The sequence below is a fragment of the Luteolibacter sp. LG18 genome (assembly GCF_036322585.1).
Classification (GTDB): domain Bacteria; phylum Verrucomicrobiota; class Verrucomicrobiia; order Verrucomicrobiales; family Akkermansiaceae; genus Luteolibacter.
Window position 1 is genome coordinate 671,808 of sequence record NZ_AP024600.1, and the last position, 24,753, is coordinate 696,560.

Sequence of the window (24,753 nt, forward strand, 5' to 3'; positions counted from 1 at the left end):
AACATCTCAGAAATTAGGACGGAATAAATCCAATGCGTTTCCAGTGTTCACGGAGAGCATCAAGATGAGGAGCAAGGAGCCCGGCTCGCAATGGCTGCTCATTCGCCAGACTAAGAAGATCAGCTACTTTACCGGTCGCTTTTGGGTTTAAGCGAACTCGAAAAGCGTCATCTAAGGTAAATACACCCACTTCAAATGCCTTGTCGTGAAAGGGGCAAAGGCAGAGACCATTTCCCATCTCCCCTCTCAGATCACCATTGTCAGCCCAGCGAGCAATATGAGACCCGATCAAGAAACGAACATCGTCAATCTCGCATCCGGGAAAGCAGCAGCGGTGGCCATAATTCTTTTTTATTTCGCGGGCGAATTCACTTTGTCCAACGCGTGCCATCACCGTTCGAAGTTGGCTGCCTGTCTCAACCTTTGACTGCGCCACTGGATCTTTCATCGGCATCAAGCCGACCAATGAGGGACCGAACAATGCCCGCAAGAGATCAGAATTCATGTCAGTGAAATATCCACCGTTGAAGCACTGTAGCTTGCCCGATTGGAACACATAAAACAGGCCTAGCCGGCTGGTTTTATTCCGCTTGTTCGCGAGAAAGAACTGCTCCAATTGCTCACGCCTCTCGCTAAATATCTGAGTGAGATTCAAAGGCTCAACAAAAGGGGTGTAGTCCTCTAAATCCGCACGATAAAACTCTTGCGAGCCACCCCACTCTCCCAACTCCGGTGGTCGCTCGTTGGTCACATAGCCCGCTGAAGCTGCAGTGGAATACCCAGTAAAATAGGCTTCGGGAGGAATACCTTTAAGATGAAGGATCGTATCCCCCTTGACCACCAGCCCCACCTTGCTCCAAGGCCCCCATTTTCCACCATTGCTTTTCCGAGTCGGAGCCCAAACACATTTCGAGAAGCCCCAAGATCCGCCCCCATGTTCTTCGGTGCGCGACATTTCCACGTAGACCATAAGCTATTATGGGAAAGTCATTCGAGATTGGCCATCCCGATCAACGGGCTCCTAAGGCACCAGAATTCTAGCAATGCGGCCGAGGGAGTATTCGTGGTAGCGGTGAGGCCCGTTTCCCGATGAATCTCCGATCCTCACTCCCATTGTCCCCGCCGCAGGTGATAGCGCCCCGGAAAGGATACTCAAACAGCTCACTTGGGGAGGCGGGATTCGCAGCCGCAAAGCATCTCCCCGGGAGTGGTGCCGAGCACCCAGGCGAGCTTGGCCAGGCTCTCGACCGTCGGGCGGCGTTTGCCGCTTTCGAGGTAGGAGACGAAGGACACGGCCAGCCCGGCCTTGGCGGCGAGCTCGCTCTTCGACAGGCCCGCGGCCACCCGGCGCGCTTCGAGCTCGCTTCGCAGGAGTTCGGAGAGTCGTTCGGCCCGGGTATTGAGTTGCACCCGGCCAGTCTAACGAGAATCGACCTTGACCGGGCTTTCTCTATAGTGAAATTGGGGGCAGTCCTTTTCCCGATGGCTGGTCGAGATTTCCACCCCTCACACCCCTTCCCCGTTCCCGGCTTGAGAGCAGAGGAGTCCCCAGTCGAGCTGGAGGGCGATGGCGAGGTCGCGGAGGGCGGCGAGGGAGGGGATGCGTTCGTGGCGCTCGGCGCGGGAGATGACGCCGAGGTCGACGCCGGAAAGCGCGGCGAGCTTCTGCTGGCTCAAGCCCGCCGCGGTGCGGGCACTCCGCAGGAGATCGATCAGGCGCCGGACGTAGGCTTCGCTGTCAGCGGAAGGCATCCGCGTTTGTGGCCCAATCCCCGGCAAAGCTCCACGCTGAAAATTCTTTGTCATTTGACAACAGATGGGGAGTTCGCATGATGGGTCTTGTGTGAGATGAGCCGATGCACCGGAAGATGACAGATCCTGCGGCGGGCGTGGACCGGGAGCTGGTGGCGGAGTCCATCAACCGCGCGATGGAGCGCTTTCCCCTGATCCTGGAGATCCTGGAAGAGCTGTCCCGGGCGGGCATCCCGCATCCGGGGGACGTGGAGATCCGCCACGGCTGCGAACGCGGCCTGACCTCCATGCTGGCGGCGCTGGCGCGGATCCCGCCGGCAGCGATTTCGCCCGATCCGGCGGGAGAGATGGAGGAGAAGGCGGGACGCTGGCTGCTGGGGGAGATGCCACGACGCCTCGTGGATGCGGGGAGGCTGGAGAGGTTTGAGCAGTTTATTGGGAGGTTGTTGCCGTAGAAGAGTTTGCTGGTTTTCGGTTTTCAGTTTTCAGGGAAGAGAAGAGGTGGAGGGGCGGGGTTGGAGGGAGCGGACGGGTGCTTTCCGCCCTGTCGCCTCGGCGAGGCGACCCTACCTTTTGGGACGGGAGCGCTGGCTTGACCCGGGGTGGGGCCGGGGGCCATGTGTGGGCATGAAAACGCCCCGCTGTGTGGTGTGTCACAAGGCTTCCGAGGAGTTGATCCCGATCAGCGCGGCGCTCGGGATTCATACGTGCGACCGGCACTGGGGCTGGAGCTGGGCGATCAGCTTCGGCTTTTTCATGGCGGCCATCGCGGTGGCGGTTTCGATGGTGATGGAACCGGACCAGGGGTTCCGGGGCTGGAAGGCGTGGCTGATCGTGTGCGCGGCCCCGTGGATGGTGTGGCAGTTCGCGCGGTCGTGGAGGGCACGGCGGGTGATCGCGGCGGAGCGGGCGGCCCGGAGGGAGGCGGAGAGATGCCAGGGGGAACGGATCGCGCCGAGCCGGGAGGTGGATCGGGGGTAGGTGGGAAGAGAAGAAGAAGAAGAAGAGGAAGAACGGACAGGAATGTCCTGACTCCCAGTTAGAAGGCCCTGCCTTGTTGGGGGAAGGCAGGGCCGGGGTTCCTTTGGGGAAGGATCGTGTGGAGAGAGGGGTACGGGGGCGCGCCGGGAGGCGGCGGGGGGCTCACCAGTCGTTGGTGTGCTCGGGGAAGTGGTTGTAGCCCGGGTTCGGCTCGCCGACGTTGCAGGCCATGAGGAGGGTGCCTTGGTTCGGGATGGTGGTGAGTTCCTGGCCGCCGTAGGTGCCGCCGCCGGGGCACTTGGGCATGTTTTCCATGAACTTGCCGGGGCCGACGAGGACATCGACGCGGGAGGCACCGCCGGGGATGGTGGAGCCGGGGTTGATCTGGTTGAGATTCGAGTAGGAGCGGATGGCCTGCTGGCAGTTGCGGACATTGAGGATGCAGCCGGCGCGGTCCGAGCCTTTCTTCCAGGCGCGGGCGCCGATGAAGAGGATGGAGATGAGGGAGAGGAGAACGAGGATCACGACGGTGAGCTCGAGGAGGGTCATGCCGGCCTGGCGGCGGGCGGGGCGATGGGAGGTTTTCATGTAGGGGATGGGTGATTGGGGATGGCCGGGAATAAGCTGGGGTATCCGGCCAGTGGTGGAGGTTATAGGGAGTTCATGGGGGAGCTGATAGATACGCCATCGCGGGGGGAGGAGAGTTTGCTGGTGTTCAGTTTTTAGTTTTCAGGGAAGAAGGAGGGAGCGGGTTGACGGGGGTGATGGGGGGCGGTTAGGGAGGCGGCATGCGGATTTTGAAAGCAATCGGTGGTGCCGTGGTGGCGGTGGTGATGGGTGGGGCATTGGTTTCGTGCTCGACGGAGGGCTACCCCATGACTCCGGAGGGGCTGCAGGCACGGGGCCTGAAGCCGGGCGAGGGCTACATCGTGGCGAGCTTCCACGAGACGACGGTGAAACCGGACGGGGAGGTGGAGACCCACTACCCCTCCAGTAGCCGGGCCCAGGTGTGGATCAAAGGGCCGACCGGGGCCAACGACGTCACCGCTTCCCTGCAGTCCCTTCAGTCGGGGAATGGCGGGAATCCTCACTTCAACGGGAGCCGCCGCAGCGAGGTGCTGGCGATCCCGATGCCGGCCGGGCGTTACTCGATCTCGGGCTGGAGGATCGACGGCGGGGCGGTGTTGGTGAGCAACCGGCTGCCGATGGACGCGCCCTTCGAGGTGAAGGCCGGGGAAGCGACCTATGTGGGGCGGATGAACGCGATCACCTTCATCGGACGGAACCTGGTGGGGCTGCCGGTTTTCAGCCGCGGACTGGTGCTGGTGACGGATGACTATGAGAAGGACAAGGCGCGGATCGCCAAGACGTATCCGACGATCAAGGCCTCGACGATCCGCCGCTCGAACGTGCCTACGGAGTATCTGAAGGAGATGAAGCGGGTGGCGGATACGCCACTGACGGGGATGGAGAAGTGGTTTACCTGGGATTGAGAGGGATGCGGGAAGAGGACGAAAGGGACAGGAATGGGGCTTGAACGGGAGGTGGAAATGGGGGGCGATCGGGGCGTGTCGAAGATCGATCTACCCATCCGTGCGGCGGTGGAGACGGCGACCGCCCACGGGGTGGTGCCGGACCGTTGCGAGATCCTGCAGAATGGCAGCACGCTGGTGCTGCGGCTGACGGAGTGCCTGGTGGCGCGGGTGGTGGTGGATGTGGAGGGGCCGCGGCAGGGGCCGGCGTGGTTCGCGCGGGAGATCGCGGTGGCGCGGCATCTGGCGGAGCACGGGGCGCCGGTGATCCCGGTGCATGCGGCGCTGCCGCCGGGGCCGTACGAGCACCTGGGATTCACGCTGAATTTCTGGCAGTATGTACAGCGGGTGGCGGAGGAGCCATCGCCGGAGGACGTGGGGCGGACGCTGTATGAGTGCCACGCGGTGTTGCGGGAGTTTCCGGAGGAGCTGCCGGAGATGGCGATCGTGACGGAGACGATCGGGCTGCTGGGGATGCTGGAGGAGCGCGGGTTGTTTCCAGAGGAGACGCTGGCGCTGCTGCGTCGGAACCTGGAGGGGCCGCTGGCGGCGCTGCGGGGTTATCCACGGCAGACGCTGCACGGGGACGCGCACGAGGGGAACCTGATGCACACGACGCGGGGGCTGCTGTGGACGGATTGGGAAGATACGTTCAGCGGGCCGGTGGAGTGGGACGTGGCCTCGATCATCTGGAACCCGCGGGTGCTGGATGGCGATGAGGACACCGTGGGCCGGATCCTAGCGGGGTATCGCGCGGCGGGCGGGACGGTGGATGAGGAGGCGCTGCGGCTGTGCCTGATCGCGCGGGCGGCGGTGATGAGCGCGTGGTATCCGGTGCTGTATCCGGAGCCGGATGAGACGCGGAAGCGGAAGCTGGCGTTCCGGCTGGAGTGGCTGCGGGGGATGGAGGGGTGAACTGGCACCGGATTTGACGTGACTGGCGGCGGGTCATGCCTCATGGGAGCGGCATCCCCCATGTCCTCCCGTAGATATCATTCCAGTCGTGGCTCCAGGTGGACCGGCAACCAGAGGTGCATGGCGGCGGCGGCCATCATCATGGCGGTGCTGACGGTGGCTTGCTTCGTGGCGATCGTGAAGGACGAGCGGGCGAAGCATCCCGAGGCGGGTATCGGGGGGATTCTGGGTGCGGGAGTGGTTTCGATGCTGTGCCCGGGGATCTTCGCGATCGTGCCGGGACTGATCCTGTGGAAATCCCGTGGCGTGAGCCGCGCGCGCGGGCTGACGGCGGTGGTGCGTTCCCAGGCCTACCGGGGCGGTGGTTTTTCCGATCAGACGATCCGGAGCGGGCAGAAGCTGCCGAAAGTTTGCGTCTGCTGTGGGGACACGACGGGACGCGTGAGCCCGCTGCGGTACGAGAACGCGCAGACGGAGGCGAGTGTCTACGATTGGAGGCGGGCGGGTCCGCTCCTGCTGTTTGCTCCGTTTTTCACCATCCTCCAGGGGGTGTTGATGGGCGCGATGTTCTGGCAGTCCGTGGAGAAGCGGATGCAGCGGCGGAAGGGGCGGGAAGGCGGTGTGTTGTTCCGCATCCCCCATTGCCGGACCTGCGCGAAGGAGCGGCCGATCGTGCAGCGGCACTTCGATTTCCACGGACGCTCGATGATCGTCGACGCGCATCCGGCGTTCGCACAGGCGCTCAAGGAGCAGGCTTGAGAAGCCGGGGAGGCCCCCTCACGCGCGGCCTTTGAGGAGGCGGCGCAGGGCGCGTTTCCAGAGGGGCTTTGGCGCGCGCCAACTGCCGACGCAGTGGTGGAGGGCGTGCGTTTCGGTTTCCGAGAAGGGACCGCGGGTGTGGGTGAGCACGATGGGCGGATAGAGGTGGATGTCGCCGGCGAGGTGCTGCTCCTCGACGGCGTGGCGGAAGCCGTAGCGCTCCGCGGCGATGCCGGCGATGATCCCGGAGATGATGGTCTCGTCCTTCTTCCCATCGGGGCCGAGGAAATTACGATCCGCGTAGTAGGCGAGGCAGTCGCGGATCCACGGGTGGCCGGGTTCGGAGCCGAGGATGGCGCCCTCGATGCCGATGGCGTGGATCTCGGGCCAGTGCTCGATGGCGGAGAAGGCGCGGTGGCGGAGGAAGGGATCGAAGGAGCGGAAGACCTCGACATCGCTATCGAGGTAGAGGCCGCCCTCGGTGGCGAGGGCGTGGAGCCGGAGGTAATCGGCGGCGAAGGCCCAGGCGCGGGAGTCGATGGCCTGATGGAGGAAGCGGTTGTCGATGGCGCGGGCGCGCGGCATGTCCCAGCGGACGATTTCGTAGCCGGGGAGGTGGCGTTTCCAGCTCGCGAGACAGCGCTGCTGGAGCTCGGGGAGCGGGTCATCGCTGAGCCAGCAGTAGTGGATGCGCCTGGGGATGGGGGATTCCGCCATGGGCCTGTTCATAGCGGATCGGCGGGGCGATGGGGATGCTAAAAGCGGGGGATGTCCAACCGGGCTGCCTGCTTGACAGATTGCAGGCAACAGTTCGTTTTCAGCGAATGAATCCGCCGCCGCTGCCGCCTGCTGAAAACCCGTATGCCACGTGGCACAAGAAACCGGCTGGCATGGCCACCGGGGACGGTCGCGCGCGGGTGGTGGTGACGGAGGTGATGAACGGAGCGCGTTTCCGGACCTTGCCGTGGGTGGCTTCCATGGTGGTGGTGACCCTCCACCGGGACCTGGGCGAACCTCGGAAATTCGCGCCGGGCGAGTGGCCCACGGCTGACCTGTTGAAAACGACGCTGACCACCGCGCTGCTGGGTTGGTGGGGCCTGCCCTTCGGGCCGATCTACACCTTGCTGGCGTTGTTCTACCTGTGGCAGGGCGGTCGGGACCGCACGACCGAGGTGCTGGCCGGTTGGATCGGGGAGGCCGAGGCGAAGAAGGTGCTGCTGGAGGCGAAGGCACCGGTAACCCCACCGGTGCTGTGGGTGTGCCGCGGCATCATCCTGCTGCCACTCATCGGGTTTCTGGCGCTGGCGATGGCCATGTACCAGAGCCTCGCCTCGGGCCGCTGACGTCAGCGGAACTGGTTTTGCTCCGGGCGGTAGTCGTAGCCGGCGGCGGCCATTTTCTCGACGAGGGCGGCTTCGTCGAGGCCGTGGGTTTTCACGAGGTCATCGAGGGAATCGCAGTGGTTCCGCAGCTCGGTGTTGAGGAGGCCGAGGAGCAGGTGGGGGTCCATCTGGAGGTAGCGGGAAAGGTCCACGCGCGGAGCTTGGCGATGGCGGAGCGCATGGCAAGCCGCGGTCAAGGGCCGGGCGGCGGCGCGAGGGATTCACCGGGGACGAGGACGGCATCGACGGCCAGAGATTCGTGATCGGGAAGCCCCTTGGAGCAGGCATCGACCCAGCGGAGGATGCGGCGGAAGAGGGCATCGACCGGATAGTGGAAGTGGGCGATGTGGGGCCGGACCCAGTCGAAGGCGGGATCGGGGCTGCGGACGACGAGGGAGACATCGCGCGGGACGGAGAGGCCGCGGGAGGCGAGGAAGCTCATCGCGGCGAAGGCGTAGTGCATGTGCGGCACGATCAGGGCGGTGGGCGGGGTGAGGCGGAAGAGGGATTCCAGGAGCTTTCCGAAGCCCTCCGGCGTGGTTTCGTGGAAGGGGGCATTGTATTCGCTGGCGGGCAGCCCGGCGGCCTGGAGCTTGCGGAAAAAGTGACTGACCATGGGACCGGGGACGGGGCGCACCCAATCCGGAAGACAGACGAGGACGATGCGGCGGTGGCCGAGATCGATGAGGTGGTCGACGGTGGCATCGACGGCCTTGGCGGACGAGATCGAGGCGGAGGCCATCGGATAGCTGCTGACATGGCCGCCGAGAGATAGGAAGGGCAGGCCGCGGTGATGGAATCCATCGAGCACGTCGGGAGGTGCGCCGGAGATGATCCAGGCATCGGCGCGGAATTTCGCGACCATGCGACCGACACGGGCGGGATCGAGGCCCAGATCGCCGATGGATTTCGGAGCGAGGACGGGCTGGTGGCCGAGCGCTTCGAGATCGTGGACCAGCTTCAGGCAGAGCTCCTGCATGTAGGCCGGGGATTTCGGGAGGTCATCCCGCAGCAGCATGCCGATGCGCAGCGAGCGATGGAGGGTTTCCGGAGAACGGTCCGCCACCACCTCGCGGCGTCTCCCCCGCCCCCGCGACACGATCCAGCCGCGGGCCTCCAAGGCCACCAACGCGGCCTCGGCGGTGTCCTTCGAAACACCAAGCTCGCCCGCCAGCCGGACCACTCCGGGCAAGGGTCCGCGCCAGCGCCCGGCCTCGATGCCCTGCTGGAGGTGGAGGGCGGTCTGATCGACCAGGCTGAGACGGGGAACGGGATGCATCGGGTTTTCACCAAACTAGGTGGTTTTTCCGCCTAGTGAAAGAGGGGAATCGATTCGTCGCATCCGGTGAACCCGGGAAGGGTGGCAGGATCACTCGACCCGTTCATTGCATCATGAAATTCCGACTCACTTCCGCAACCCTCGCCGCCAGCCTGCTCGTCTCCGCCCTGCACGCCGCTTCGGCGGAATCCCCGTTCACCGATGACCTGGCCGCCGCCAGGACCCGGGCCAAGGAGCAGCACAAGGACATCTTGGTGGATTTCACCGGCTCCGATTGGTGCGGCTGGTGCGTGAAGCTGGACCAGGAGGTGTTTCACAAGCCGGAGTTCAAGGCGGAAGCCACGAAGGGCTTCGAGCTGGTGCAACTGGACTTCCCCCATGACCCGGCGAAGCAATCCGCCGAGATCACGGCCCGCAACAAGGCGTGGAAGAACGAGCTGAAGTCCATGAGCTTCCCGGACATCCTGCTGCTGGACGAAACCGGCCGGGTCTTCGCCCGGACCGGTTACCGCGAGGGCGGGGCCACGGCGTTCCTCGGGCATCTCGAATCCCTGCGGCAGCGGCGCATCCAGCGCGATGCCGCACTGGCCCAGGCAACCAAGGCGGAGGGGGTCGAAAAGGCGAAGCATCTGGACGCCGCGCTCACGGCCCTGCGGGACGATGACGTGCTGCTCACCTATTACCGAGCCGAGCTGGAGCAGATCCTGACGCTCGCTTCCCGGGACGAGGGTGGATTGCAGGGCAAATACCAGGCGGTGTTCCGTCGGCAAGCCTGCGAACGGGAGATCGACCGGCTCGGCACCGGCAATGACGGCGCGGCGATGCTTGCCCGCTACAAGGACTACGCGGCGCGGACGGACATCCCGGTGGAGAGCCGTCAGTACGCCCTCTACATGGCCGGGGCCCTCGCCTGCGAACGCGTTCTCAAGGACCCGCAACAGGCGCTCGACCTGATCGACCAAGCCACCGCGCTGGCCCCCGACAGCCCGCTGGCACAGGACCGGATAAAACAGGCGCGGACGCGGCTGGAGCGGAAGCTCGCCGCGGCACCGGTGAAGCCCGCTGGCAAACCCGCCGCCGGCTCCTGAACCCCAGCTCCCTGGTCCCATGTCCTCCGATCCCCTTCCCTCCCCGGCATCTCCGCCCCCTCCGGGTGCGCGGAACAGCTTCTGGCGAAAGCTCGGCGGCGGTTCGCTGACCATTTCCATCACCGTCCACGCGCTGCTGCTGGTCATCGGGCTGGTGTGGATCTTCCAGGTGATCCCGGAGAAGGAGAAGCAGGTGGATTTCCTGCCGAAGGGAGGCGGTGGTGGCTCCCCCGGGGTGAAGGAAGTGAGCCAGAAAAAGCAACGCCCCACCATGACCATGCCCAACGCGCCGCGGATGGCGGCGAAGGGAGTGGCCAGCCAGTTCACGCTGCCCGAGCCGGATGCCGCTTCCGCGCTGTCCTCGGTGGGCGCGCTCACGTCCGGCGGTCTCTCCGGTGGGCTGGGCGGCAGCGGTTCCGGCGGCGGCCGGGGAACCGGAAATGGCACCGGCTTCGGCAATGGCAACGGGCCGGGGCTGGGCGGCAATGGCACGGGGCCACGGCCCTTCAGCGGGATGATGTTCGGCACCGAGGTCAAGGCGCGCAGCATCGGGGTGGTGCTGGACGTTTCCGGATCGATGACCCATGAGCTGCCGAAGGTGGTGAAGGAACTGGACCGGGTCGCACCGGGCAGCCCGCTGATCCTGTACGCCGGATGCGGCATCCAATCGGGGAGGCCGGAGAAGCGGGCGTATGCCACCCGGGACATGGACGAGAAACGCTTCGAGCGCTTCTGGCGGCTCACCCACGAGCGGACGTATCTGCCCGCCAAAACGCTGGAGCAGGGAAGCGCGAAGATCGCGGTGGACTTCACCACCCCGATCCCGGAGGAGCCGGTGTTCCGGATTCTCGCGAACCGGGGCAACAGCCACTACATCGACTACCAGGGCGTGGGCTTCGCGTGGACCGCGCTGGTGGCGCGGGAGCTGGCCGATGTGGAGGCTGTCTATTGGTTTTCCGATTTCCAGGATCCGGTGGATGAAAAGGAAGCGAAGGAGCTGATGCACCGGCTGCGGGCGAAGAAGCAGAAGCTCTACATCCACCCGACCACCCACGGCGCTTCGTTCGACCTGGTGAAGGAGGAGATCGTCACACCGACCCAAGGAGACGTGGTGGAGGTGAAGTGAGGGGGAGCGGATGCGGGAATACCGGTCCACAAGTGTCACCACTTCGACCCCACGGGGAGCTTGCAAGGGTTCGGAAAACGCGGCGTATTCGTTCGATGCATCTACCCCCCCGTTTTTGGGCCACCTTGGTCGGCCTGCTCGCTCTGTCCCCTCTCCACCTCCACGCGGAGCCAGCCGCCGCAGCCCCGAAAGCCGAGGAAAAACCGCACAATTACGCGGGGTGGGAGAAGGACATCGCGGCCTTCGAGATGCACGACACGATGCATGCACCGCCGAAGAATCCGGTGCTGTTCGTGGGCTCCTCGACGATCGTGCGGTGGAAGACGCTGGCCAAGGATCTCGAAGGCACGACGGTGCTGAACCGTGGCTTCGGCGGCAATGAGATCCGGGACACGACCTACTACGTGGACCGGATCGTGTTTCCCTATCAGCCGCGCATGATCTTCCTGCGGGCGGGCACCAACGACCTCCATGGCGGGCGCTCGCCGGAGCTGGTGGCCGGGGATTTCAAGGCCTTCGTCGAGAAGGTCCGCACCAAGCTGCCGGACGTGCCGATCGCGTATATCTCGGTGAATCCCACGCCCTCGCGCTGGGCCGAGAAGGAGGCGGGCGACCGCTTGAACGCGATGATTTCCGACTACATCAAGAAGGGGCCGAACCTAGTCTTCGTCGACATCAGCAAGCTCTCGCTGGATGCCGAGGGGAAGGTGCGGCCGGAGCTGTTCGTGGAAGACCAGCTTCACTTCAACGAAGAGGGCTACAAGCTCCTCACCGCCGCCGTGAAGCCGTATCTTCCGAAGTAACGGTCACTCCGAGGCATCGGCGCGCCGGAGCGCGATCTGGTAGTCGCCGCGCTGGAGGACGAGGCCCGCCGAGTTCGGGATGACTTTCCAATGAGCGAGCATCACCGCCTTGCGGGAGCCTTCCGCGGTCTGGTTGCCGACGACCAGGGTGCGGCTTTCGGAGTAGAGCTGCCAGACCAGCATCCGGACCTTCACGGACGGATTCTGGCGCAGGGACACAGCGAGGTTTCCACTGTGGCGGCCGGCGCTTTCACCGCCACCGAAATCGAGGAACCACTCGCACTGGGGTTTCATGGCGAACAGGGGATCGCTGCTGGCGACCACCTTGTAGTATCCGCTGACCGAGGCCATCGGTCCGGCGGGTTGATCCGGGATATCGGCCCGGAGAACGGGGGCCGCGAGGGCGATCCCCGCGGCGGCCATCCATGCTGTCACCTTTCCCGCGAGCGGGGACCGGCGGCATGCCGTCGTCTCGACTGGTTGAGGGGTCATTCTGTCAGATTAGCTCGTGGGATGCCGGAACACGAGCACTTCCGAGTCGTTTATTTCCAACCGGTTCGATTCAGAACCCGGGGCCTAACGGTTTGCAACAACCGGCTTGGCCGTGCAAATCGCCCGCCGCCCGGTGGTTGACCGGTTACCCAACGGGTGCGATGGCTGGCGGCACGAACCGTCCCGCATGAAATCGACCGTCCCTTCCCTGTTCCGCCGGTGGCTGCCGCTGCTAATGTCCCCGGTGTTTTTCGCCAGTTGCACCCACATCCCGGAGCTGGGGGCGATGATGGACCATGGCGGGACGCGGGGCCGGAAGATCGTGGTGGATCTCAGCGAGCAGCGGGCGTGGCTGTATCACCGCGGCGAGATGGTGGCGACCTCGCCGGTTTCCACCGGGCGCGAGGGCAAGACCACGCCATCGGGCCAATTCCGGGTGATCCAGAAGGACCGCGACCACCGGTCCTCGCTCTACGGGGACTACGTGCGGGACGGCAAGGTGGTGGTGAAGAACATCGACGTGCGCAAGGCACCGCGCCCGGCGGGCTGCCGGTTCCTGGGCGCGCCGATGCCGTATTTCCTGCGCTTCAGCGATGCCTGCGGACTGCACGCGGGCCATCTGCCCGGTTATCCGGCCTCCAGCGGCTGCGTGCGGCTGCCACAGCGGCAGGCGAAACGATTCTACGATGCGGTGCAGGTGGGCACCCCGGTGATGGTGAAGCGCTGAGAAGCCCCGCGCGAAAAACGTGATTCCGATCTCGCAGGGAATCGGAATCCATTGTATAGCGTTGGGTTGCAGGGAAATGACGGCATCGCAGCAAATTCGTCACTTGGTGGCGTTTACTGGATAGCACCGTCTCTCCGCGGCTTCATGAAAGCGCTCCCCATCCCCCTGCTGTGTCTCCTCGCCGCCACCGCCACCGCGGTGGCCGGGCCCGCCCGCTATGTGGAGGGGGAGGTGCTGGTGACCTTCAAACCGTGGCGGGACGCGTGGAGCGCGGAGCAGGCGCTGGGGAAGCACGGGCTGAAGTTCTCGCGGCATTTCCGCACCCTGTCCGATCTGCGCCTGAAGGAGACGGGGCTGGTGAGGGACAGCGGCCGGAGCACGGCCATGCTGATCGAAGCTCTCAAGGTCGATCCCTCGGTCGAGACAGTGGAACCGAACTACCTCCGCACGGTAAGCGCGGTGCCGAATGACGCTGCCTTCCCCAACCTGTGGGCGCTGCAAAACGGCGCCCAGACGGTGAACCTCGTGACCGGCACCTCGAACGCGGACATGAAATACGTGCCGGCCCGCCCCCTCTACCGTACGCCCGCGACCGCCCCGGTGATCGGGGTGATGGACACGGGCATGGACCGGCTGCACCCGGACCTGGCGGCGAACCTGTGGGTGAACCCGGGCGAGACCGCGGGCAACGGCATCGACGACGACGCGAGCGGCAAGGTCGACGACATCAATGGTTTCGACTTCGTGGCGAACACCAACAACACGGCGGACTCCGGCTACCACGGAACGCACGTGGCGGGCACGATCGCGGCGACGGGGAACAACCGGGCGGGCGTGATCGGGGACAACGACCTGGCGCGGCTGATGATCCTGAAGGTGTCCTCGGACGGAAATTACATCACGGCCTCCGCGGAGATCGCGGCGCTGCAATACGCGGTGCTGATGAAATCGAAAGGCGTGAACCTGGTGGCGATCAACGCGTCCTTCGGCGGCGGCGGGTTTTCCACCACGGAGCGCGACGCGATCCAGGCGGCGGGCACGGCGGGCATCATCTTCTGCGCGGCGGCGGGCAACGACGGCTCGAACAACAACACGACGCTGACCTACCCGGCGAGCTACCGGCTCACGAACATGCTCGTGGTGGCCGCCTCGGACCAGAACGACGCGCTGGCGAGCTTCTCGAACTACGGCTCGACCTCGGTGGATCTGGCCGCCCCCGGAGTGAACATCTATTCCACGGCTCCGGGAGGCAACAGCGGCACATCTGGAGTGGATTCGCTGGTGACGCTCCAGTGCGGTTCCACGTTTTTCAGCGCGAGCTCGATCCAATACACGGGCACGGGATCGGTCAGCGGCAACCTGGTGAACTGCGGGATCGGCAACCCCGCCGATTTTCCTCCGGCGGTGAACGGGAACATCGCGCTGATCCAGCGGGGCACCCTCAATTTCTCCGACAAGGTCACCAACGCGGCGGCGAAGGGAGCGAAAGCGGTGGTGATCTACAACAACGTGACCGGCACGGCCAATTTCACGCTCGGCAGCGCGGGCACGTGGCTGCCCACCTGCGCGATCTCCCAAGCGGACGGGGCGACGCTGGTCTCGACCCTGCCTACGACGACGGTGACGATCGGCAACTACCGGTTCCTGGACGGGACCTCAATGGCCACGCCGCAGGTCAGCGGGGCGGTGGGGGTGGCGGCGATGTGCTATCCGGAGGACACGGTGGCGCAGCGGGTGCAGCGGCTCATCACCGCGGTGGATGTGAAGGCCTCCCTGACCGGCAAGGTGATCTCCAACGGGCGGCTGAACCTCCAGAAGCTGGTGGACAGCGATCTGAACGGGCTGCCGGACTGGTGGGAGAAGCTCTATTACAACCAGTACACGGGCGTGGCTCCGAACGCGGACACGGACGGGGACGGACTGACCAACCTCAATGAGTTCCTGGCGGGAACGATTCCGACGAATGGCCAAAGCGTGCTGAAGGAGCTATCGACGACGCGGAACCCGGCGAACGGAACCGCGACGATCACCTGGGCCTCGGTGCCCGGGAAAACCTACCAGGTTTACTACAGTCCGACGCTGGCGGCGGGGAGCTGGCTGGCGACGCTGCCCTCCTCCCTGGTGACGGCGGGCACCGGCCAGACCCAGATGAGCTACACGGACACGACGGTGGGCGCGGCGGCGAAACGGTTCTACCGGGTGACCTTGGTGGTGCCGTAAGGCCGAGGTACCGGACCTTCGGACGATGGACAAGTTTGCCTTCGCCCGGGGGAGGTAGGGTGGTTAGAGTGCGGCCATGTCCTCGACCCGCATCTTTCTCGTGCGCCACGGCGCGACGATCCTGACCGCCGAAGACCGCTTCGCGGGAGCCACGAACGTGCCGCTGTCCGACGAGGGGCGGGAGCAGGCGCGCCGGCTCGGCATCCGCTTGTCCGGGGAAAACATCACGGCGGTGTATGCCTCCCCGCTCGATCGCACGGTGGAGACGGCGAAGCTGATCTCCGCTCCGCACAACCTGGAGATCCACACCCGCGACGGGCTGCGCGAGATTTCCCACGGCCGCTGGGAAGGCCTGACCCGGGGCGAGGTGGAAACCCAGTTTCCGCAGGAAGCCGCGGCGTGGGACGAGGATCCCTTCACCTTCGCGCCGGTGGGCGGGGAAAGCGGGCTGGAGGTCACGGCGCGGGCGCTGCCGGCGCTGATCGAGATCGTGCGCGCGCACCAGGGCGGCACGGTGCTGGTGGTGTCCCACAAGGCGACGATCCGGTTGCTGCTGAGCTCTCTGCTCGGCTTCGACCCGCGCCGCTACCGGGACAACCTCGACCAGAACCCGGCGGCACTGAACATCGTGGACTTCAAGGACGCGGTGCGGGCGCGGCTGACGCTTTTCAACGACACCTCGCACTACGACCACGCCGGTCTGGCGATCCCGGCGGTGCCGAACGCGCGCCTCTCGAAGTGGTGGGATGACAACATCCACGTATCGGAACCGGGACAGGGCTGAGGCATTCCCGGGATGCTGAATCTGCACTGGCGGGCGAAGGGCTCCTGGAGCGTGGTCGGACGCGCCTTCGCCGCCGCATTGGCGCGACGGACGCCTGTGGCGTTCATCGATCCACCGGAGGGCCTGCCCGTTTCCGGAGTGCCGGTTTCCGCGGACGCGGTGACGATCAACTTCGGCGACTGGCGGCTGTCCCCCACCCTGCCGGGCCGGCGGGTGGTGAGCTACATCCCGTGGGAGACCTCGCGGATTCCGTGGCCGATCCGGCGGAAGCTGCGGCGGCTGGACCATCTCTGGGTGCCGAGCGAGTGGCAGCGCGAGGTGTTCCTCCGGAACGGAATTTCGGCGGAGAAGCTCTCCGTGGTGCCGCTGGGCTTCGATCCGGAGGCGTTTCATCCGCCGGTCACGCCACGGCAGCCGGGACCGGTGTTCCGGTTCCTGTTCGTGGGAAAATGGGAGGAGCGGAAGGCGCTGCCGGAGCTGTTGGAGGCGTTTTGCTCGGAGTTCCGGGCGGACGAGCCGGTGGAGCTGGTGTTGCACGCGCACAATCCGTTCCTCGCGGACTTTGATCAGGAGGAGCGGCTGCGTCAGGAGTTGCGAAAGCTGGGTGCGCGCGACGCGCGGGTGCGGTGCCGCGGCGAGGTGGCGCTGGCGGATCTGGTGCGGGCCTACCGGGAAGCGGATGCCTTCGTGCTGCCGACGCGGTCGGAAGGCTGGGGGCTGCCGCTGCTGGAGGCGATGGCGTGCGGGCTGCCGTGTATCGCGACGAATTACAGCGGGCTCACGGCGTTCGCGCACGCGGGCAATGCGCTGCTGGTGGAGACGGATGGGGTCATCCGGGTGCGGGACCCGTTTTTCTTCCATCCGTGGCTGATCTGGGGGACGTGGGCGCGGCCGAACGTGGCCCACCTGCGGCGGTTGATGCGGCAGGTGGTGGAGCAGCGGGAGGAATCCACGGCGCTCGGACAGGCGGCGGCCCGCGAGGTGGCGGCGAAATGGACGTGGGACCATGCCGCGGAGGTGGCGCTGGCGCGGGTCGCGGAGCTCAAGTGAGCGTCGCCACGTCTCATCTGCTTTTGATCGACAGATATGGGAAGCGGCCCTAACCAAGCGCCGACATCACTTCCAAACCATGACTTCCCGCCTTCTCTCCCGCGGCCCGCTGTTGCTCGCCGCGTGCCTCCTCCCTTCCTGCGCCGGCAAGCTCACCGAAGCCCAGCGCCAATCGCTCTCCACGGTGGGCATCTCGCGGACGGAAATGAGTGCCACCGCCTACAAGCGTCCGGATGCCGGATCGCAAGGAGCCCGTCAGGCGGGTGCCCAGGCCGGGGTGGTGGGTGGAGCGCTGGGAGCCATGCTCGGCGTGGCGATCGGCGAGGGTATCGCCGGGGCGCAGGATGCCTCGTTCCACCGGTCCCACGGCGGGCAGGTTTCGGCCATCGAGAAGACGACGCCGACGGACGTGAACCAGATGGTGAACAACGAACTGAACCGCACGGTGAAGAGCGACCCGTTCTTCGGCCCGCGGCTCAACCAGCGGTCCGAAAACCTGATCACCTCCCGTGTCAGCAACTACGGTCTCACCCGCACCGGCAGCCGTGATGGCGATATCCTTTTCACGGCGCAGATCGCCACCCAGATCACCCTGCGGGATGCCGCGGGCAAGGAGCTGGCCGGCGGCTACTATCTGGGCACCGGCACCTCCTCACACACCATCGGTGAATTCGCCGGCAATCCGAAGCTGTATCGCCAGAGCTACGAGCAGGCGGCGGCCGGCGCGCTGAAGGGCTTCCAGACCGAGCTCAAGAAAAAGACCGCCAACTGAGCGCGGCCGGAGGGCAATTTGCAGTCTCCCCCATCCCGGAGTTGAAAGGACGGGCTCGCGTTCTAACGTGACGCCCGATGGGCTTGGGGGAGCTCAAACACCAGCACAGCACGGACAACCATCCGCTGATCGGCCTGACGTTCAGCGCGTGGTGGCGTATGCTCCGCGAGAACCGCTTCCGGGTGAGCCCGGTGTATTGGCGGCGGGTGGTGATGTTGACCGGAGCCGCCGCGATCAACTCGCACTTCAAGCGCCGCGAGCGCGCGCATGAACCGGCGATCCGGGCGACGGAGGTGGATGCGCCGTTGTTCATCCTGGGCCACTGGCGGAGCGGAACCACCCACCTCCACAACCTGCTGGCGCTGGACAGGGAGCGCTTCGCCGCACCGACGACCTATCAGGCGCTGGCGCCCTCGACGTTTCTGACGACGGAAGATCGGGCGAAACGGGCCTACGCGGACCGGATCCCGGAGACCCGGCCGATGGACAACATGGCCCTGGGGTTCGACCTGCCGCAGGAGGATGAGTTCGCGCTGTGGGCGGTGACGACGCGGTCTCCCTACATGGCGTTCGCGTTCCCGGAGCAGGCGGATCGTTACGAGCGCTATCTCACCTTCGAGGGGGTGCCCGCGGAGGAGGTGGAGGAGTGGAAGGAGGCGCTGCTGTGGTTCTGCCGGAAGCTGACCTACAAGCACGGCCCGCGGCGGCTGGTGCTGAAGTCCCCGGCGCACACGGCGCGGATCCGGCTGCTCCTCAAGTTGTTCCCGGACGCGCGGTTCATCCACCTGCACCGGCATCCGCACGATGTCTTCCGATCGTTCCGGCATTACCATGACACGGCGGCGTGGTTCAGCTACCTGCAGCGCCCGGATCGCACCCGGGTGGAGGACTGGATCATCCGCGGCTACCGGGCACTGCACGACGCGTATTTCGCGCAGCGGTCGCTCATCCCGGAGGGGCGGTTGTGCGAGGTGCGGTTCGAGGAACTGGATCGCGACCCGGTGGGGACGGTGGAGAGGATCTACCGGACGCTGTCACTGGACGGCTTCGAGGGCTTCCAGCCGGTGCTGGAGAACGCGGTGACGCGGCAGGAAGGGTATCAGAAAAACCGGTTCGAGCCGCTGGAGGAGAGGCTCCGGAAGCGCCTGGCGCGGGAATGGCAGCGGGAGTTCGAAGCGTGGGGGTATGATCCTTGAAGACGGAAGACTGGAAGACGCAAGAAGCAAGAGAAGAGGGGAAATTCTCTCTCTCTCGCTACCTAGGGGAAGGAGAGAGAGAGAATGAGAGGGACTACCAATGGCGGGGCCAAGGAGGAGTTGAAGCGTGAGACGAGGAAGAGCATCAGAGGGGGCGGGGTCCAGAGAGAGGCTCCCGCCAAGGGGCACGGAAGGAAGGAAGGAAGGAAGGCGTTCACGGCGGTTCGCGATTCCGGGCCAAGGAGCCGTGTGGGGGCGGGCGGGTGGATAGAGAGGGATAGCGCTCTCTCTATCTCTCTCCTCACCTTCACGCTCGTTCATTTCCTTTCCCGACGCCGCTTTGGACGATCGGAATCGCCAGCCTCCGCCCCCCCCGGAAGACCTTCCTCGCCGAAAGGCTCGACTCCTTCCGCGTCCGGCTCAGCTCGATTCTCTCTCTCCTTCCCCTAGGGTAGCGAGAGAGAGAGAATCCTTCTTCCTGTCCCTGCCATACCCGTCCTCGTTTTCATCCTCTTCTCTTCCTTCTTGCGTCTTCCAGTCTTCCGTCTTCACCCCAGCCTCCGCCCCCCGGAAGAGCGTCCCCGCCGAAAGCCCTGACTCCTTTCGCGCCCGGTTTGTCCATTCTCTCTCTCTCCTTCCCCTAGGTAGCGAGAGAGAGAGAATCCCTCCTCTTCCTTCTCGCGTCTTCCAGTCTTCCGTCTCCTCACCACCCGACCACCGGCACGCGCTTGGCCAAGCCGCCTTGGGCGCCGCCGAGCACGAGACAGTAGGTGGCGGTGCGGCCATCGGGGGCGGTGAGGGAGAAGGGCTCGGTGGTGAGTTCCGGGTCCTCGTTTCCGGAATCGTAGGTGGCGAGCTGCCTGCCCATGACGGTGACGGTGCCGGGGTAGTCGAAGGATTCGCGTTTCACCGGGCGGGAGGTGCCGACGATATCAAGGGTGTCGGTGCCGTGCTTGTAACGGGCGATGTAGCTGCCGTCCTTCATGACGGTGTAGCGGGGTGCGCCCCAGGCGGAAGCGCGGAGAATGGGCACGCGAATGCCGGAGGTATCGGGCGCGGGCGGCTCGTTGTCGGCGCGGATGCCGGAGGTGAAACGCTGGGCGACCTCATCGGCCTCGGCGGGCACGGTGGGGGCGCAGTGGCTGAGGAAAAGCGGCAGGACGGCGAGCGGAAGCAGTCGTTTCATCGGGGAGGTTCCCCTATCTAACCGATTTCGGCGCGGAAACAACCGCGGGGCTGTGAATCGACTTGGCAGGAGCCGATGTCATGACAAAGTAAATTCCATGACCCTGAGTGCCGCGCGGAAACACGTGTTCTACATCGAACTTTCGAAGCTGCTCGCGGCGGGCTTCGACATCCGCAAGGCGGCGGCCACGATGTCGGCCAGCGGGGTGCCGGAGGACGAACGGGCGCTGCTCGAGCGGATGGAGAAAGGGCTGGCCGAGGGTCGCTCGATCACGGACGCGCTGACCGGAGACGCCGCGGGCATCAGCGGGCTGGAGCGCGGCATCATCGGGGCCGGGGAACGCTCGGGGCGGATGGCTCCGGCGTTCCAGCATCTGGCGGACTATTTCGGCATGGTCGCCTCGGTGCGGCGGACGGTGGTGCGCGGGATGATCTATCCGCTGGTGGTGCTGCACCTCGGGATCCTGGTGGGCACGGCGGCGGGGCCGCTGGTGCGCGGGGAAACTCCGGCCTCTATCCTGCTACCGCTGGTCCTGACGCTGCTGGGGTTCTATCTGGGAGCGTTCCTGCTGTTCCTGGCTGGAAAGGCGGTGCTGAAGGCGGCGGAGACGAATGCCTCGCTCGACGGGCTGGTGAACCGTCTGCCCTGGGTGGGGAAAGCGCGGCGGAACCTGGCGATGGCACGGTTCACGAAGGTCTACCACACCTGTCTGCTGGCCGGGCTGGGCATGCAGGAAACAGCGTCGACGGCAGCGGCGGCCTCACACGGCGGGCAGATCCGCGAAGCCGGGATGAAAGTGGCGGAGGCGGCCACACGGGGCGGCCCGCTGGGGCCGGAGTTCCTGCGCGGGGAGGTGTTTCCGAAGGCGTTCGCGCGGTCCTACGCCACGGCGGAAGAGGCCGGTTCGCTGGACAAGGATCTGGCGCGGTGGGCAGAAGTCTTCCAAGGTGAGGCCGAGCAAGCGACCACGGCGCTGGGCGCGGCGATCCCGAAAGTGCTCTACGCCTGCATCGTGGTGTTCGTGGGCTGGAAGATCGTCAGCTTCTACGGCGGCTATCTGAGCGGGCTGGAAAGCATCGGCACGGACTGAAATTGTTTGCAATAAATGCGAGAGCGAGGCGTATAGGAGGGATCATGCGTTTCCGATACTTGCTCGCATTGCTGCTGCCCTTTTCCGCGATGGCGGAGGAGATCGTGCTTTTCAATGGCAAAGACCTGACCGGCTGGACCAAGTCCAACGGCAAGCCGTTGGAAGAAGGCTGGAAGGTCGAGGACGGGGTGCTGCACCGCGTGAGCGGCGGCGGCGACCTGCTGACCGAAAAGGAATACGGCGACTTCGAACTGACCTGGGAGTGGAAGATCTCGGAGGCCGGAAACAGCGGCATCAAGTATCGTGTGCAGAGCTATCCCGGCAAGGGCATGCTCGGCTTCGAATACCAGATGCTGGATGACGTGAAGCATCCGGACGCGAAGAACGGCGCGATCCACCAGACCGGTGCGCTGTATGAATTTTATCCCCCGGCGGCGGACAAGAAGCTGAATCCCGCGGGGCAGTGGAACACCTCGAAGATCGTGCTGCGCGGGACCCACGTGGAGCATTGGCTCAACGGCTCCAAGGTGGTGGACGGGGAGCTGGCCGGGGACGTCTTCAAGGCGGCTCTGGCGAAGAGCAAGTTCAAGGCCCTGACCAGCTTCGGAGCCAATCCGAAGGGCAAGATCATGCTCCAGGACCACGGCAATGAAGTGTGGTTCAAGCAGATCGTGCTGAAGACGCTGTAAGCGCGAGGCTTGGCTTCGCGTGCTGAAGGAAGAGCCCACATGGCACGGGAGCATAAGACTTATAGGACCTATGGAGGAAGAGCGCCTGGCTCACGCTCTTCCTGGCGGCGCGCCGCTCCCGCTCACAAGCAGGAATGCTTGTGCTACTCTGGATCCTTTTCCTTCTTCGGCACGGCGGGGGCCTTCCAGATGAGGCGGACGGCGTCGATGCGCGGACGGGCGGAGGAGATGGCCTTGGCCAGTTCGGCCTTCCGGGACTCCAGGGCGGCGATTTCCTCGGGGCGGACGTGATCGTTCACGCCCGCGAGGTCCTTGAGGCGGGAGATTTCCGTGGAGAGCTCCAGGAACATGGTTTCCTGAGCGGCGCGGATGATCGGCTGGCTCTGCTCGATGGCGATCTCGCGGATCTTCGTGAGCATGGCGGGCAGCACCTTGCGCTTCACCGACTCGTTCTTGAGCAGGCCCTTCGACTCGCTGCGGCGGAGCTTGGCGGCGGCCACGGTGGCGTCATCGGTGAGAATGTTGCCGAGGTGGTCGACGAGGATGCGGACGGGTGTCTGCGGCAGGAAGCGTTCGACGTGGAGTTTCGCGGGAGCGATGGACTCGATGACGACCCAGGCTTCGAGCAGCATGCGCTTTTCGCCGCCGGTTTCCCAGAGGGCGAAGCAGGCATTGCCATCGCCGGTGCCGAGCATGAGGTCGAGCGCGCCGCGGACCATCGGGTGGTCCCAGGTCATGAAGGCCTCGTGTTCGTGCTCCAGCGCGCGACGGCGGTCGAAGGTGATGGTGATGCCCTCGTCCGGGAGCGCGGGGAAGGCATCGGACTTGAGGTTGCCGGGCTTCAGGAAATAGCGGCGCGGATCAAGCTCCTCGATCTCCACCCCGCTGTGTTCGAACAGGCGGATGACGAAGTCCTCGAACTCCGGGTCCTGGTCCCAACCCTGGATGCCTTCCACAAGGGCGGCGGACTTCGCGGGGCGGTGCGAGCTGCGCTCCAACAGGCGGTCCTGGCCGCGGGCGAGACGCTCGGTGACCTCGGCGCGGACCTCGGCGGTGCGGGCGAGGAGCTTCTTCACCGCGGCGGGCTTGCCGCCATCGAGCGCCTTGTCGAGTTCACCCTGGACCTCGCGCTGGATCTCGGGACCACCGGCCACGCTGTGCCGGAAGGCATCGAGGCCTTCATCGAGCCAGCGGACGAGCGCCTCCTCCATGCCCGCGATGTACGGAACGTGGATGCGGATGGTGCCCTTCTGGCCGATGCGGTCGAGGCGGCCGATGCGCTGTTCCAGCACGTCGATGTCCTCGGGCACATCGAAGAGCACGAGGTGGCGGGCGAATTGGAAATTGCGGCCTTCGCTGCCGATCTCGGAGCACACCAGGATGCGCGCGCCCTCCGGCTCGGCGAAGTAGGCGGCATTGCGGTCGCGCTGGATCAGGGTCAGCTCCTCGTGGAAGAGCGCGCCCTTCACGCCGGATTGCTCCTGGATGGCGTCTAGCACGGCGGTGGCGAGGTCGGAGGTATTCGCGATGATGAGCACCTTTTCGTCGCCGAGATCCTTGAGCAGCTTGCAGATCCAGGCGATGGCGGCGGTGAAGCCCTCCTTGCCCTTCAGCTTCGCCAGGTTCGGCTCGCGCCCGGGGAAACCGCCGAGGTGAGCGCGGGTATTGCGGAACATCACGCGGCCCATGCCGAAGCCATCGAGCAGGTCGGACACGAGCTTCTCCTTCGCGCCTGCCGCGCCGTCCTTGTAGCGGGCGAGCGATTGTTCAAGGCGCTTGCGGCCGGCGACGAGCGGATCGAGCGCGGTGCCGATGTCGTCACCGGCGTCGATGCGCTCGACCAGATCGGCGACTTCCTCGTAGTGCTGCGATTCCTGCTCGAAGCGCTCCAGGTCCGAGTAACGCTCGGGATCGAGAAGCTGGAGGCGGGCGAAGTGGCCTTCCGGTCCGAGCTGCTGCGGGGTCGCGGTGAGGAGCAGCAGACCCTCGGTTTCCGCGGCGAGCGAGCGCACCATTTCGTAGGCGGCACCGGGTTCCTCCGGCGACCATTCGAGGTGGTGGGCCTCATCGACGACGAGCACGTCCCAACCGGCATCACGGGCCTGCTCGGCACGGCGTTCGTCATTCGCGAGGAAGTCGATGGACGCGAGCGCCCACTGGCTGTCGAGGAACGGGTTGCCCTCCGGATCACCTTCCTCGATCGCCTCGCAGCGGCTTTCATCGAAGATCTCGAAGGTGAGCTGGAAGCGGCGGTGGAGCTCCACGAACCACTGGTGGACCAGCGGCTCCGGCAACAGGACCAGCACGCGCGCGGCGCGGCCGGTGAGGATCAGGCGGTGAAGGATCAGGCAGGCCTCGATGGTCTTGCCGAGGCCGACCTCGTCCGCGAGCAGGACGCGCGGCACCGGCCGGTTCGCCACCTCATCGGCGATGAAAAGCTGGTGCGGAATGAGGTCCATGCGCGCGCCAACGAGCCCGCGCACCGGCGAGCGGCGCATGGCGGCACGGCGGCGCAGGGCTTCGCCGCGGAGATCGAAGGCGGCGACGTCATCGAGCTTGCCGCCGAAGAGGCGTTCTTCCGGCTTGCTGAAGCTGATGGAGTCGCAGAGTTCGGCTTCCGGCACGTCCCCGGCCTCGGTCTCGTGGATGCGGAGGCCGTCTTCCTCGCGCACGCGCTCGACGGTCATCTCCTCGCCGGTGTGGGTCTTGATGCGGTCGCCCGGCAGGAAGCGGACACGGCGCAGCGGCGCGGAATCGAGGGCATAGCACCGCTGTTCACCCGCGGCGGGGAACACGATCTCCACCCGGCCATCGGCACCGCTGAGGATGATTCCGAGGCCCAGCTCGGGCTCACTGTCACTGACCCAGCGCTGTCCGCGCACCCATGCGTTCTCTACGGCTACCATGCGAATTTCGGGGCGCGCAACCTA

At 65.5% G+C, this 24,753-nt stretch carries 27 protein-coding genes; 17 read left to right on the plus strand and 10 right to left on the minus strand.

Annotated features, from left to right (window positions below; translation table 11 throughout):
- Positions 1–13: 13 nt before the first annotated feature.
- From llg_RS02745 to llg_RS02755, 3 genes are all read right to left on the minus strand, one after another.
- The gene (locus llg_RS02745) at positions 14–955 is read right to left on the minus strand and encodes an HNH endonuclease (RefSeq protein WP_338288018.1); all 942 of its coding nucleotides are present in this window, start codon (positions 953–955) and stop codon (positions 14–16) included.
- Positions 956–1,161: 206 nt separating this feature from the next.
- Entirely contained in the window at positions 1,162–1,410 is a 249-nt protein-coding gene (locus llg_RS02750) for a helix-turn-helix transcriptional regulator (RefSeq protein WP_338288019.1), read from the minus strand.
- A gap of 96 nt (positions 1,411–1,506) precedes the next feature.
- Positions 1,507–1,752, minus strand: coding sequence for a helix-turn-helix transcriptional regulator (locus llg_RS02755; protein WP_338288021.1), 246 nt, complete (start codon positions 1,750–1,752; stop codon positions 1,507–1,509).
- A 116-nt stretch (positions 1,753–1,868) separates the two neighbouring features.
- Here llg_RS02755 and llg_RS02760 point away from each other — a divergent pair, with 116 nt between their 5' ends.
- Positions 1,869–2,207 carry a hypothetical protein gene (locus tag llg_RS02760; protein WP_338288023.1) on the plus strand — a complete coding sequence of 113 codons (339 nt, stop codon included), beginning with the start codon at positions 1,869–1,871 and terminating at the stop codon, positions 2,205–2,207.
- Positions 2,208–2,379: 172 nt separating this feature from the next.
- A complete protein-coding gene (locus llg_RS02765) occupies positions 2,380–2,733 on the plus strand; it encodes a hypothetical protein (protein ID WP_338288024.1) in 354 nt (117 codons plus the stop codon).
- Between the two features lie 162 nt (positions 2,734–2,895).
- On the opposite strand, the gene llg_RS02770 is transcribed toward llg_RS02765, so the two are convergent.
- Positions 2,896–3,321 carry a prepilin-type N-terminal cleavage/methylation domain-containing protein gene (locus tag llg_RS02770; protein ID WP_338288025.1) on the minus strand — a complete coding sequence of 142 codons (426 nt, stop codon included), beginning with the start codon at positions 3,319–3,321 and terminating at the stop codon, positions 2,896–2,898.
- Positions 3,322–3,521: 200 nt separating this feature from the next.
- On the opposite strand from llg_RS02770, the gene llg_RS02775 reads away from it, so the two are divergent.
- From llg_RS02775 to llg_RS02785, 3 genes are all read left to right on the plus strand, one after another.
- Complete coding sequence (locus llg_RS02775; protein ID WP_338288026.1) at positions 3,522–4,226, plus strand: hypothetical protein; 705 nt, start codon at positions 3,522–3,524, stop codon at positions 4,224–4,226.
- 75 nt (positions 4,227–4,301) lie between these two features.
- Positions 4,302–5,180: an aminoglycoside phosphotransferase family protein gene (locus tag llg_RS02780; RefSeq protein WP_338288027.1), complete on the plus strand. Its 879-nt coding sequence runs from the start codon at positions 4,302–4,304 to the stop codon at positions 5,178–5,180.
- A gap of 60 nt (positions 5,181–5,240) precedes the next feature.
- Entirely contained in the window at positions 5,241–5,939 is a 699-nt protein-coding gene (locus llg_RS02785; protein WP_338288028.1) for a hypothetical protein, read from the plus strand.
- An 18-nt stretch (positions 5,940–5,957) separates the two neighbouring features.
- On the opposite strand, the gene llg_RS02790 is transcribed toward llg_RS02785, so the two are convergent.
- Positions 5,958–6,656 (minus strand): glycosyltransferase, encoded by a 699-nt coding sequence (locus tag llg_RS02790; protein WP_338288029.1) that lies wholly within the window; start codon positions 6,654–6,656, stop codon positions 5,958–5,960.
- Positions 6,657–6,763: 107 nt separating this feature from the next.
- On the opposite strand from llg_RS02790, the gene llg_RS02795 reads away from it, so the two are divergent.
- Entirely contained in the window at positions 6,764–7,282 is a 519-nt protein-coding gene (locus llg_RS02795) for a hypothetical protein (protein WP_338288030.1), read from the plus strand.
- Between the two features lie 2 nt (positions 7,283–7,284).
- Here llg_RS02795 and llg_RS02800 read toward each other — a convergent pair whose 3' ends face one another.
- A complete protein-coding gene (locus tag llg_RS02800; RefSeq protein WP_338288031.1) occupies positions 7,285–7,473 on the minus strand; it encodes a DUF4250 domain-containing protein in 189 nt (62 codons plus the stop codon).
- Positions 7,474–7,514: 41 nt separating this feature from the next.
- Positions 7,515–8,600 carry a substrate-binding domain-containing protein gene (locus llg_RS02805; RefSeq protein WP_338288032.1) on the minus strand — a complete coding sequence of 362 codons (1,086 nt, stop codon included), beginning with the start codon at positions 8,598–8,600 and terminating at the stop codon, positions 7,515–7,517.
- Between the two features lie 113 nt (positions 8,601–8,713).
- Here llg_RS02805 and llg_RS02810 point away from each other — a divergent pair, with 113 nt between their 5' ends.
- The 3 genes from llg_RS02810 (at position 8,714) to llg_RS02820 (ending at position 11,617) form a co-directional block, all read left to right on the plus strand.
- Positions 8,714–9,688, plus strand: a complete 975-nt coding sequence (locus llg_RS02810; protein WP_338288033.1) for a thioredoxin family protein — start codon at positions 8,714–8,716, stop codon at positions 9,686–9,688.
- Between the two features lie 19 nt (positions 9,689–9,707).
- Positions 9,708–10,814: a hypothetical protein gene (locus llg_RS02815; protein ID WP_338288034.1), complete on the plus strand. Its 1,107-nt coding sequence runs from the start codon at positions 9,708–9,710 to the stop codon at positions 10,812–10,814.
- A gap of 95 nt (positions 10,815–10,909) precedes the next feature.
- Entirely contained in the window at positions 10,910–11,617 is a 708-nt protein-coding gene (locus llg_RS02820; RefSeq protein WP_338288035.1) for a GDSL-type esterase/lipase family protein, read from the plus strand.
- 3 nt (positions 11,618–11,620) lie between these two features.
- Here the strand turns inward: llg_RS02820 and llg_RS02825 are convergent, their stop codons facing one another.
- On the minus strand, positions 11,621–12,109 hold the full coding sequence (locus tag llg_RS02825) for a hypothetical protein (protein WP_338288036.1): 489 nt from the start codon (positions 12,107–12,109) through the stop codon (positions 11,621–11,623).
- A 187-nt stretch (positions 12,110–12,296) separates the two neighbouring features.
- On the opposite strand from llg_RS02825, the gene llg_RS02830 reads away from it, so the two are divergent.
- From llg_RS02830 to llg_RS02855, 6 genes are all read left to right on the plus strand, one after another.
- Positions 12,297–12,836 (plus strand): L,D-transpeptidase family protein, encoded by a 540-nt coding sequence (locus llg_RS02830; RefSeq protein ID WP_338288037.1) that lies wholly within the window; start codon positions 12,297–12,299, stop codon positions 12,834–12,836.
- 144 nt (positions 12,837–12,980) lie between these two features.
- A complete protein-coding gene (locus tag llg_RS02835) occupies positions 12,981–15,056 on the plus strand; it encodes a S8 family serine peptidase (RefSeq protein WP_338288039.1) in 2,076 nt (691 codons plus the stop codon).
- Positions 15,057–15,132: 76 nt separating this feature from the next.
- Positions 15,133–15,840: a histidine phosphatase family protein gene (locus llg_RS02840; RefSeq protein ID WP_338288040.1), complete on the plus strand. Its 708-nt coding sequence runs from the start codon at positions 15,133–15,135 to the stop codon at positions 15,838–15,840.
- 12 nt (positions 15,841–15,852) lie between these two features.
- Complete coding sequence (locus tag llg_RS02845) at positions 15,853–16,890, plus strand: glycosyltransferase family 4 protein (RefSeq protein ID WP_338288041.1); 1,038 nt, start codon at positions 15,853–15,855, stop codon at positions 16,888–16,890.
- Positions 16,891–16,969: 79 nt separating this feature from the next.
- Positions 16,970–17,662 (plus strand): hypothetical protein, encoded by a 693-nt coding sequence (locus llg_RS02850; protein WP_338288042.1) that lies wholly within the window; start codon positions 16,970–16,972, stop codon positions 17,660–17,662.
- Positions 17,663–17,739: 77 nt separating this feature from the next.
- Positions 17,740–18,858, plus strand: a complete 1,119-nt coding sequence (locus llg_RS02855) for a sulfotransferase (protein WP_338288043.1) — start codon at positions 17,740–17,742, stop codon at positions 18,856–18,858.
- A gap of 703 nt (positions 18,859–19,561) precedes the next feature.
- On the opposite strand, the gene llg_RS02860 is transcribed toward llg_RS02855, so the two are convergent.
- The gene (locus tag llg_RS02860; RefSeq protein WP_338288044.1) at positions 19,562–20,044 is read right to left on the minus strand and encodes a hypothetical protein; all 483 of its coding nucleotides are present in this window, start codon (positions 20,042–20,044) and stop codon (positions 19,562–19,564) included.
- 97 nt (positions 20,045–20,141) lie between these two features.
- On the opposite strand from llg_RS02860, the gene llg_RS02865 reads away from it, so the two are divergent.
- Together llg_RS02865 and llg_RS02870 are read left to right on the plus strand one after the other, a co-directional pair.
- Positions 20,142–21,134, plus strand: a complete 993-nt coding sequence (locus llg_RS02865) for a type II secretion system F family protein (RefSeq protein WP_338288046.1) — start codon at positions 20,142–20,144, stop codon at positions 21,132–21,134.
- A 44-nt stretch (positions 21,135–21,178) separates the two neighbouring features.
- Complete coding sequence (locus llg_RS02870) at positions 21,179–21,823, plus strand: DUF1080 domain-containing protein (protein ID WP_338288047.1); 645 nt, start codon at positions 21,179–21,181, stop codon at positions 21,821–21,823.
- 143 nt (positions 21,824–21,966) lie between these two features.
- Here the strand turns inward: llg_RS02870 and llg_RS02875 are convergent, their stop codons facing one another.
- Positions 21,967–24,729 carry a helicase-related protein gene (locus llg_RS02875; protein WP_338288048.1) on the minus strand — a complete coding sequence of 921 codons (2,763 nt, stop codon included), beginning with the start codon at positions 24,727–24,729 and terminating at the stop codon, positions 21,967–21,969.
- Positions 24,730–24,753: the final 24 nt, after the last annotated feature.

Excerpts from the sequence above, each read along its gene's own strand:
- llg_RS02745 (WP_338288018.1), bottom strand. The coding sequence starts at position 955 with ATGTCGCGCACCGAAGAACATGGGGGCGGATCTTGGGGCTTCTCGAAA.
- llg_RS02755 (WP_338288021.1), bottom strand. The coding sequence starts at position 1,752 with ATGCCTTCCGCTGACAGCGAAGCCTACGTCCGGCGCCTGATCGATCTC.
- llg_RS02760 (WP_338288023.1), top strand. The coding sequence starts at position 1,869 with ATGACAGATCCTGCGGCGGGCGTGGACCGGGAGCTGGTGGCGGAGTCC.
- llg_RS02765 (WP_338288024.1), top strand. The coding sequence starts at position 2,380 with ATGAAAACGCCCCGCTGTGTGGTGTGTCACAAGGCTTCCGAGGAGTTG.
- llg_RS02770 (WP_338288025.1), bottom strand. The coding sequence starts at position 3,321 with ATGAAAACCTCCCATCGCCCCGCCCGCCGCCAGGCCGGCATGACCCTC.
- llg_RS02775 (WP_338288026.1), top strand. The coding sequence starts at position 3,522 with ATGCGGATTTTGAAAGCAATCGGTGGTGCCGTGGTGGCGGTGGTGATG.
- llg_RS02785 (WP_338288028.1), top strand. The coding sequence starts at position 5,241 with ATGTCCTCCCGTAGATATCATTCCAGTCGTGGCTCCAGGTGGACCGGC.
- llg_RS02790 (WP_338288029.1), bottom strand. The coding sequence starts at position 6,656 with ATGGCGGAATCCCCCATCCCCAGGCGCATCCACTACTGCTGGCTCAGC.
- llg_RS02795 (WP_338288030.1), top strand. The coding sequence starts at position 6,764 with ATGAATCCGCCGCCGCTGCCGCCTGCTGAAAACCCGTATGCCACGTGG.
- llg_RS02805 (WP_338288032.1), bottom strand. The coding sequence starts at position 8,600 with ATGCATCCCGTTCCCCGTCTCAGCCTGGTCGATCAGACCGCCCTCCAC.
- llg_RS02810 (WP_338288033.1), top strand. The coding sequence starts at position 8,714 with ATGAAATTCCGACTCACTTCCGCAACCCTCGCCGCCAGCCTGCTCGTC.
- llg_RS02815 (WP_338288034.1), top strand. The coding sequence starts at position 9,708 with ATGTCCTCCGATCCCCTTCCCTCCCCGGCATCTCCGCCCCCTCCGGGT.
- llg_RS02820 (WP_338288035.1), top strand. The coding sequence starts at position 10,910 with ATGCATCTACCCCCCCGTTTTTGGGCCACCTTGGTCGGCCTGCTCGCT.
- llg_RS02825 (WP_338288036.1), bottom strand. The coding sequence starts at position 12,109 with ATGACCCCTCAACCAGTCGAGACGACGGCATGCCGCCGGTCCCCGCTC.
- llg_RS02830 (WP_338288037.1), top strand. The coding sequence starts at position 12,297 with ATGAAATCGACCGTCCCTTCCCTGTTCCGCCGGTGGCTGCCGCTGCTA.
- llg_RS02835 (WP_338288039.1), top strand. The coding sequence starts at position 12,981 with ATGAAAGCGCTCCCCATCCCCCTGCTGTGTCTCCTCGCCGCCACCGCC.
- llg_RS02840 (WP_338288040.1), top strand. The coding sequence starts at position 15,133 with ATGTCCTCGACCCGCATCTTTCTCGTGCGCCACGGCGCGACGATCCTG.
- llg_RS02845 (WP_338288041.1), top strand. The coding sequence starts at position 15,853 with ATGCTGAATCTGCACTGGCGGGCGAAGGGCTCCTGGAGCGTGGTCGGA.
- llg_RS02850 (WP_338288042.1), top strand. The coding sequence starts at position 16,970 with ATGACTTCCCGCCTTCTCTCCCGCGGCCCGCTGTTGCTCGCCGCGTGC.
- llg_RS02855 (WP_338288043.1), top strand. The coding sequence starts at position 17,740 with ATGGGCTTGGGGGAGCTCAAACACCAGCACAGCACGGACAACCATCCG.
- llg_RS02860 (WP_338288044.1), bottom strand. The coding sequence starts at position 20,044 with ATGAAACGACTGCTTCCGCTCGCCGTCCTGCCGCTTTTCCTCAGCCAC.
- llg_RS02865 (WP_338288046.1), top strand. The coding sequence starts at position 20,142 with ATGACCCTGAGTGCCGCGCGGAAACACGTGTTCTACATCGAACTTTCG.
- llg_RS02870 (WP_338288047.1), top strand. The coding sequence starts at position 21,179 with ATGCGTTTCCGATACTTGCTCGCATTGCTGCTGCCCTTTTCCGCGATG.
- llg_RS02875 (WP_338288048.1), bottom strand. The coding sequence starts at position 24,729 with ATGGTAGCCGTAGAGAACGCATGGGTGCGCGGACAGCGCTGGGTCAGT.